Source organism: Paraburkholderia denitrificans (assembly GCF_042655705.1).
GTDB lineage: Bacteria > Pseudomonadota > Gammaproteobacteria > Burkholderiales > Burkholderiaceae > Paraburkholderia > Paraburkholderia denitrificans.
On sequence record NZ_JBHSMP010000045.1, the window covers coordinates 66097 to 74170 of the forward strand.

General features: G+C 66.5%; 6 protein-coding genes and 1 pseudogene. 5 read left to right on the forward strand and 2 right to left on the reverse strand.

The features are described 5' to 3' along the window. The first annotated feature begins 139 nt into the window (after nucleotides 1-139). From mpl to mtgA, 5 genes are all read left to right on the forward strand, one after another. On the forward strand, nucleotides 140-1531 hold the full coding sequence (gene mpl / locus ACFPTO_RS24910; protein ID WP_377715733.1) for a UDP-N-acetylmuramate:L-alanyl-gamma-D-glutamyl-meso-diaminopimelate ligase: 1392 nt from the start codon (nucleotides 140-142) through the stop codon (nucleotides 1529-1531). Continuing rightward, nucleotides 1528-2103 carry a YqiA/YcfP family alpha/beta fold hydrolase gene (locus tag ACFPTO_RS24915; protein ID WP_377715735.1) on the forward strand — a complete coding sequence of 192 codons (576 nt, stop codon included), beginning with the start codon at nucleotides 1528-1530 and terminating at the stop codon, nucleotides 2101-2103. The genes mpl and ACFPTO_RS24915 overlap by 4 nt, the downstream gene beginning before the upstream one ends. A gap of 118 nt (nucleotides 2104-2221) precedes the next feature. Next, the gene (locus tag ACFPTO_RS24920) at nucleotides 2222-4339 is read left to right on the forward strand and encodes a ribonuclease catalytic domain-containing protein (RefSeq protein ID WP_377715737.1); all 2118 of its coding nucleotides are present in this window, start codon (nucleotides 2222-2224) and stop codon (nucleotides 4337-4339) included. Next, a complete protein-coding gene (gene aroE, locus ACFPTO_RS24925) occupies nucleotides 4336-5208 on the forward strand; it encodes a shikimate dehydrogenase (protein WP_377715739.1) in 873 nt (290 codons plus the stop codon). The genes ACFPTO_RS24920 and aroE overlap by 4 nt, the downstream gene beginning before the upstream one ends. Nucleotides 5209-5246: 38 nt before the next feature. Beyond that, nucleotides 5247-5984 carry a monofunctional biosynthetic peptidoglycan transglycosylase gene (gene mtgA / locus ACFPTO_RS24930; protein ID WP_377715741.1) on the forward strand — a complete coding sequence of 246 codons (738 nt, stop codon included), beginning with the start codon at nucleotides 5247-5249 and terminating at the stop codon, nucleotides 5982-5984. A 69-nt stretch (nucleotides 5985-6053) separates the two neighbouring features. On the opposite strand, the gene queF is transcribed toward mtgA, so the two are convergent. Continuing rightward, a complete protein-coding gene (gene queF, locus ACFPTO_RS24935; RefSeq protein WP_377715743.1) occupies nucleotides 6054-6878 on the reverse strand; it encodes an NADPH-dependent 7-cyano-7-deazaguanine reductase QueF in 825 nt (274 codons plus the stop codon). An 89-nt stretch (nucleotides 6879-6967) separates the two neighbouring features. After that, nucleotides 6968-7906, reverse strand: a pseudogene (locus ACFPTO_RS24940) (5'-nucleotidase); the annotation flags it as partial. Between the last annotated feature and the right edge of the window lie 168 nt (nucleotides 7907-8074).

Genomic DNA, 8074 nt, shown 5'->3' on the forward strand with positions numbered 1-8074 from the left:
GAAAGCGGCGCAGTACGCCTCGCGCGCTCGGGTACAATAGCGTCCTTCGTTGTGGCGGTGCCGGGCGAGCCGCGCCGCCGTCTTCGCGTTCCCCATCCAGATAACCCGTTTCCCGACGCCCGTGCGGCGCGACAGGCTTATGCACATCCATATCCTCGGCATCTGCGGCACGTTCATGGGCGGTCTCGCGGTGCTCGCGCGCAGCGCAGGCCACACCGTGACCGGCTGCGACGCGGGGGTTTATCCGCCGATGAGCACCCAGCTCGAGGCGCAGGGGATTCGCCTGATCGAGGGCTACGACGCCAGCCAGATCGATCTGAACCCCGATCTCTACGTGATCGGTAACGTCGTGTCGCGCGGCAATCCGCTCATGGAGGAGATCCTCAACCGCGGGCTGCCGTATACGTCGGGGCCGCAGTGGCTCGGCGACCACGTGCTGCGCGACAAGTGGGTGCTCGCGGTCGCGGGCACGCACGGCAAGACCACGACGACGTCGATGCTCGCGTGGCTGCTCGAAGACGCGGGCCTGAATCCCGGCTTTCTGATCGGCGGCGTGCCGCTGAACTTCGGCGTTTCGGCGCGGCTCACCGATTCGAGCTTCTTCGTGATCGAAGCCGACGAATACGACACCGCGTTTTTCGACAAGCGCTCGAAGTTCGTCCATTACCGCCCGCGCACGGCGGTGCTGAACAATCTCGAATACGATCACGCCGACATTTTTCCCGATCTCGCCGCAATCGAGACGCAGTTCCATCACCTCGTGCGTACGATTCCCGGTATCGGCCGCATCGTCACGAACGGCCGCTCGGATGCGCTTGAGCGCGTGCTCACGCGCGGCGTGTGGAGCGAGGTGGAGCGTTTCGGCGTCGATGGCGGCTGGCAGGCGCTGCCCGCCGAAGACGGCGTTCCCGCCGACGAGCGCTTCGCCGTCTATCGCCACAGCGAGCGCGCGGGCGTGGTCGACTGGCAGATCCAGGGCGACCACAACCGCCTGAACGCGCTCGCGGCGATTGCCGCTGCGCGCAGCGTCGGCGTGCCGCCCGCGCAGGCGGCCCAGTCGCTCGCGACGTTCCGCAACGTGAAGCGCCGCATGGAAGTGCGCGGCAGCGTGGACGGCGTGACGATCTACGACGATTTCGCGCACCATCCGACCGCGATCGAGACGACCCTCGCCGGGCTGCGAACCCGCGTGGGACGCGACAACACCCGCATTCTCGCCGTCCTCGAACCGCGCTCGAACACGATGAAGCTCGGCGTGATGAAGGCGCAACTGCCCGCGAGCCTCGCCGACGCCGACCTCGTGTTCGGCTACGGCGCGCCAGCGGGCAAGGACGCGCTCGGCTGGGATCTCGCGGGAGCGCTCGCGCCGCTCGGCGGCAAGGCGCAGGCATTCCACGATCTCGACGCGCTCGTGAAGGCGGTGGTTGCCGCCGCGCGCCCGGGCGACCAGGTGCTCGTCATGAGCAACGGCGGCTTCGGCGGCGTGCATCAGAAGCTGCTCGACGCGCTTTCGGCTCGGAGCGCCGCGTGATCGTCTATCTGCATGGCTTTCGTTCGTCGCCGGAGTCGTTCAAGGCGAAGCTTCTCGCGGCGCGCCTCGCCGCACTGGGCCGCGCCGACGAATGGTTCTGCCCGATGCTGCCGGTGTCGCCCGCCGAGGCCGTCGCGCTCGCCGGGCGCGAAATCGGTGAGCGCCTGAAGCCGGGCGAGCGCGTGACGCTGATCGGCAGCTCGCTCGGCGGCTATTTCGCGACCTGGCTCGCCGAGCAGCACGGCTGGCGCGCCGCGCTCCTGAACCCGGCGGTCGTGCCCGACCGCGATCTGTCGAAGTATCTCGGCGAGCAGTCGCTCTGGCACGGCGGCGGCAGTATCGTCGTCGAGCCGCGCCATCTGGACGAATTGCGCACGCTGGCCATCGCGTCGGTGACGCAGCCCGCGCGCTACTATCTGATCGCCGCGACCGGCGACGAAGTGCTCGACTATCGTGAAATGCTCGCCCACTATCCGGGCGTGCACACGAAGCTGATCGAGGGCAGCGACCACGGCATCAGCGAATTCGCCGACTATGTCGACGATGTGATCGCCTGGTGCGACGCGCCCTGACGCATCCCCATGTAAAGGCTTCGCGCCGTGCGCGAACGTCTCCTATATGTATACGGCACCGCTGCGGCGTACGACGTACGGCGTGGGCGGTCCATGCAAGTTTGAACGAGAGTATTGAGTGAACGTTTTCTTTGAGGAATCGGGCAGTTTCAAGGCTGGCAGCGTGCTGTCGCGCCAGGGCGATGCGTTTCAGGTCGAGTTGCCGGGCGGACGCCGTGCGAAGGTGCGCGCGAAGGACGTGCTGATCGAATTCGAAAAGCCTGCAGCCGGTGAGTTGATGGAGCAGGCCGACGCCGCCGCGCAGGAGATCGACCTCGACTTTCTGTGGGAATGCGCGCCCGCGGACGAGTTCGCCTTCACGGCGCTCGCCGCCGAATACTTCGGCGAACACCAGAGCGCGGTCGAGCGCGCCGCGCTCGTGCTGTGCCTGCACGGCTCGCCCGTCTACTTTCGCCGCAAGGGCCGCGGCCAGTACCAGCGCGCGCCCGAAGAGCAGTTGAAGATGGCGCTCGCGTCGCTTGAGCGCAAGCGTCAGCAGGCGCTCGTGCAGGCGGGCTTTGAGGAGGAACTGAAGGCGGGCAAGCTGCCCGAGGCACTCAAGGGCAAGGCGCTCGGCCTGCTCACGAAGCCGGACAAGAACACCATCGAGTACAAGGCGCTCGAAGCCGCTGCTGCCGCGCGCGGGATTTCGATGCCGCGCCTGATGCTCGAATGCGGCGGCATCGCGTCGCCGCGCGCGCTGCACGAGGCGCGCTTCCTCGCGGAATTCTTCCCGCACGGCACGGGCTTCCCGGCCGTCGCCGTGGGCACGCTGCCCGAGGATCTGCCCGAAGCGCAGGTTGAGGCGTTCTCCATCGACGACGTGACGACGACCGAAATCGACGACGCGTTCTCGATCGAGCATCTCGCCGATGGCCGCGTGCGTATCGGCATTCACATCGCGGCACCGGCGCTCGGCATCCAGCGCGGCGACATGGCGGACACGATCGCGCGCACGCGCCTGTCGACCGTCTACATGCCCGGCGACAAGATCACGATGCTGCCCGACGATTTCGTCGATGCGTTCACGCTCAAGGAAGGCGGCGTGCGCCCGGCGCTGTCGCTCTACTGCATCGTGAATCGCGAGACGCAGGACATCGTCGCGACCGAGACGCGCGCCGAGCGCGTGTTCGTGAAGAACAACCTGCGCCACAACACGCTCGACGAACTCGTCACCGAAGCGACGCTGGCAGCGGGCAGCGGCGAGTATCCGCACAAGGACGACATCGCCGTGCTGTGGCCGTTCGCCCAGGCGCTCTTCGAAAAGCGCCAGCAGGCGCGCGCGGGCTACGGCCTGCGCCGCGAAGTGCAGCGCAATACCGACTTCAACTTCTACGTGGACGGCGAGCACGTCACGATCACGCCGCGCCGCCGCGGCTCGCCGCTCGATCTGATCGTCGCCGAACTCGCGATCCTCGCGAATTCGACGTGGGGTGCGTTCCTGCACGATCACGGCGTGCCGGGCATCTATCGCTCGCAGCGCGCGTTCGGCGCCCCGAGCGGCCCGAAGCGCACGCGCATGCAGACGAGCGCGGCGCCGCACGAAGGACTTGGCGTCGCGCAGTACGCGTGGAGCACGTCGCCGCTGCGCCGCTACGTCGACCTCGTGAACCAGTGGCAGCTGCTCGCGTGCGTCGAGCACGGCGTCGCCGCGAAGCTCGCTGCGCCGTTCAAGCCTAAAGACGCCGATCTTTTCGCGGTCGTGCAGGGCTTCGACGAAACGTATACGGCCTACGCCGATTACCAGCGCCGCATGGAGTACTTCTGGTGCCTGCGCTGGCTCCAGCAGGAAGACCGCCGCGAATTCGCCGCGACCGTGGTGAAGGACGATCTCGTGCGCTTCGAGGAAGTGCCGTTGATCATGCACGTGCCCGCGCTCGGCGTGCATGCGCGCGGCACGCGCGTGCTGCTCGAAGTGATGTCGATCGACGAGCTGACCATCGAGGCGTCGGTGCGCATGCTGCGCGTGCTCGACGCTCCGGTCGTGACGAGCGGCGCCGAAGCGCAAGAGGAAGAGGGCGACGAAGAAGAACTGATCGAAGCCGCCGATGCATCGGCGCAAAGCGAAGCCGAAGCGCTGGCCGAGTCGGATGCGCCGGAAGGTGCCGATGATGCTACGGCAGAAGCTGAAGCCCCGGTCGAACCGAACGCGCAACAGGCGCAACACGTCCAACACGCAGCGGAGACCCGCGAATGAGCACCGGCGGCGTACAGGCGGACGCAGGAGTTGACCGCTACGCCGTGATCGGCAATCCGATCGCGCATAGCAAGTCGCCCGCCATCCATGCGCAGTTCGCCGCACAAACCGGCGAGCGCATCGAATACGGGCGCCTGCTCGCGCCGCTCGACGGTTTCGTCGCGGAAGTCAACGCATTCAAGGCCGCGGGCGGCCGCGGCCTGAATGTGACCGTCCCGTTCAAGCTCGAAGCGCACGCGCTTGCGCACCGGCTGTCGCCGCGCGCGGCGGCGGCGGGCGCGGTCAACACGCTGCGCTTCGACGCCGACGGCATCTTCGGCGACAACACCGACGGCTTCGGCCTTGTGCGCGACATCGAAGCGAATCTCGGCGTGGCGTTCAAGGGCGCGCGCGTGCTGCTGCTCGGCGCGGGCGGCGCGGCGCGCGGCGTCGTGCTGCCGATGCTCGAACGCGGCCCGCGCGAGATCACCATCGTCAATCGCACGGCGGCGAAGGCGCACGAACTGATCGCCCAGTTCGGCGCGGCGGCGGCCGAGGCCGGTTGCCTCGTCAACGGCGGCGGTCCGCGTGCGCTCGATCCGGCGCCCTACGATGTGATCGTCAACGCGACGGCGAGCAGTCTCGACGCCGCGCTGCCCGAATGCGACGAGCGTGCGTTCGGCGCCGGGTCGCTCGCCTACGACATGATGTACGGAGCGCAGCCGACCGTGTTCATGCGCCACGCGCAGGCGCTCGGCGCGCGCGCGGCGGACGGACTCGGCATGCTGGTGGAGCAGGCCGCCGAATCGTTCTATGTCTGGCGCGGCGTGCGTCCCGACAGCGCGCCGGTGCTGGCGGCGTTGCGCGCGCAGCTCGCGGCGCAGGCTTAACGCCACCGCACGCGCGCCGCACGCGCAACGGGGACGCAATGACGGGACGTGAAGCCGCGAAGCGCAAAACCGCGAAACGACCGGGCATGCTGCGCTGGATGGCGTATGCAGTGGCCGTGTTCGTCATCGCGTGGATTGCGCTGCAGGCGTTCTACTTCGCGCAGATCGCGGCCTGGAATTTCATCGATCCTCAATCGACGGCGTTCATGCGCACCGATGCGGCGCGCCTCGGCGCCGGCCGTCCCGATCTCTCGATCCAGCATCGGTGGGTGCCTTACGGCGAGATTTCGCGCAACCTCAAGCGTGCGATCATCGCGTCCGAAGATGCCGACTTCGTCAACAACAGCGGCTACGAAACCGACGCGATCCTGGAGGCGTGGGAAAAGAATAAGCGGCGCGGACACATTGTCAGCGGCGGTTCGACGATCACGCAGCAACTCGCGCGCAACCTCTTCCTGTCGCGCGAGAAAAGCTATATCCGCAAGGGCCAGGAATTCATCATCACGTGGATGCTCGAAACGCTGCTCGACAAGGAGCGCATCTTCGAGATCTATCTGAATTCGGTGGAGTGGGGCAACGGCGTGTATGGCGCGCAGGCGGCGGCGCATTACTACTTCCGCACGACGGCCGCGAAGCTCACGCCCTGGCAGTCCGCGCGGCTTGCTGTGATGCTGCCGCGCCCCAGGTACTTCGACGCGCATCGCAACTCGGCCTGGCTCGCGCAGCGCGCCGCGGTGATTGCGCGGCGCATGGGCGCGGCCGAGTTACCGCACTGAATGCATGAAGAAAGCGCCCCGAAGGGCGCTTTCTTCATTTCCCGCGTTATTTCCCCGCTTTATTCGGCGTTATTGCCGCGCGAGCCGCGCATTGTCCGGCATCGGCATGTTGAAGTTGGTGCGGAACGGATTGATGTCGAGCCCGCCGCGGCGCGTGTAGCGCGCGTAGATCGCGAGCCGGTCCGGTTTGCAGGTGCGCAGGATGTCCACGAACATGCGCTCGACGCATTGCTCATGAAAGCCCGTGTGATTGCGGTACGAAATGATGTAGCGCAGCAGCCCGGCCTGTTCGATCTGCGGCCCGACGTAGTGGATCTGGACGCTGCCCCAGTCGGGCTGGCCGGTCACGGGGCAGTTCGACTTCAACAGATTCGAGATCAGCGTCTCTTCGACCGGCGCTTCGTTGAACGCAGCGGTGAGCAGCGACGGCTCCGGCTGATAGACCTCGGCTTCGAGATCGAGACGGTCGAGCGAGAGGCCTTCGAATTCCTCGAACTGAATCTTGTGAAAGCCGCCTGGCTGGTCGAGCCGTACCGACGCAGTTGCGCCGCAGGCCGCCGAAATATCGCGCTTGAGCAGATCGCGCACGGCCTCGGCGGAATCGAGCTTCGTCTGCGCGAACGAGCCCAGATAGAGCTTGAACGACTTCGACTCGACGATATTCGGCGAATCGGCGGGGATGAAGAACGTCGCGATCGCGATCTGCGGCTTGCCGCGCGCGTTCAGCCACGAAAGCTCGTAGGCGTTCCAGATATCGGTGCCGAAGAAGGGCAGTTGCGCGCCGATGCCGATCGTTTCGCGTGCGAGCGCGCGCGGAATCGGGAACAGCAGTGAGGCGTTGTACTGTTCGGCGTAGGCGGCGGGCTTGCCGAGCGGAGATTGGTCTGGAGTCATGATGCGCTGGTTACGGTTGCTGCAGGGGTTACTGCCGGGGTTGCCGCCGGGGTTGTCACCGGCGTTGCCATCGGGTTTGCCATCGGGTTTGCCACATTCGCCACGCCGCTCGCCACGTGCCCGGTCGCCGTGACCGAACTGGCCGATTCGCAGTGGCGGATCTGGTCGTCGAAGAAAAAATCGGGCTCGAACTCGCGCAGGAACGGGCCTTTGTCGAGTCCGCCGAGGAACATCGCTTCGTCGATTTCGATGTTCCATGCCATCAACGTGCGGATCGCGCGCTCGTGCGCCGGCGCCGAGCGCGCGGTGACGAGCGCCGTGCGGATGCGCATCTGCGTATTTGCACGATTCGCACTATTCGCACCCGCAAGCTTTTGCAGGCGGTGCAGCGCTTCGAGCAGCGGCTTGAGCGGGCCTTGCGCAAGCGGCAGTTCGCGGTTGTCGCGCTCGTGGCTCACAAAGGCGCCCAGGCCCTCGCGCTGGAAGATCTGCTCGGCTTCGTCGGAAAAAAGCACGGCATCGCCGTCGAATGCAATGCGAATCTCGTTCGCGTTGCCACGCGCCATTGTCGCCGAATTCGCGGAATCCGTATCCGCGCGCGGAAACACGCGCGCGGCAGGAAACCCGGCGGCGAGCGCGTCGCGTACGTCATCCTGGTTCGCCGAAAGAAATAGCGATGCATTGAGCGGCTTCAGGTACGCCCAGGGTGCGCGTCCGCGCGTGAAAACGCCGCGCTGGATTTCGAGCGCGTGCTCGCGGCACGAACTGAACGCGCGCAAACCGCTGATCGGATCGCTGCGCGAGAGGATCACCACTTCGACGCGATGCACGCCGTCGTTGAGCGCAAGCAGCTTGCGGATCGGCGCGAACGCGACGCCGGGCTGCGCGGCCACGTTCAGCCGCGCGCGCTGTAACGCCTCGTAGGCCGCGAGATCGCCGGCCTCGAAGATGCGGTTTTCCTCCTCGAAATCGAAGAGGGCGCGCGACGAGATGGCGACGACGAGTTTGTCGGAGAGCGAAACGCCCACGATGGCGGCCCCTTGCACGGACTACGACGATGACGACGATTACGCGAGAAACAACCGGTAAGCCGGATTCTGCGTCTCTTCCCAGTGCGGATAGCCAAGTGTTGCGAGAAAGCGCCGGAATTCGGCGTCGTCGGCGCCAGGCACCTGAATGCCCACGAGGATCGAACT

Excerpts from the sequence above, each read along its gene's own strand:
- queF (WP_377715743.1), bottom strand. The coding sequence starts at position 6,878 with ATGACTCCAGACCAATCTCCGCTCGGCAAGCCCGCCGCCTACGCCGAA.
- mpl (WP_377715733.1), top strand. The coding sequence starts at position 140 with ATGCACATCCATATCCTCGGCATCTGCGGCACGTTCATGGGCGGTCTC.
- mtgA (WP_377715741.1), top strand. The coding sequence starts at position 5,247 with ATGACGGGACGTGAAGCCGCGAAGCGCAAAACCGCGAAACGACCGGGC.
- aroE (WP_377715739.1), top strand. The coding sequence starts at position 4,336 with ATGAGCACCGGCGGCGTACAGGCGGACGCAGGAGTTGACCGCTACGCC.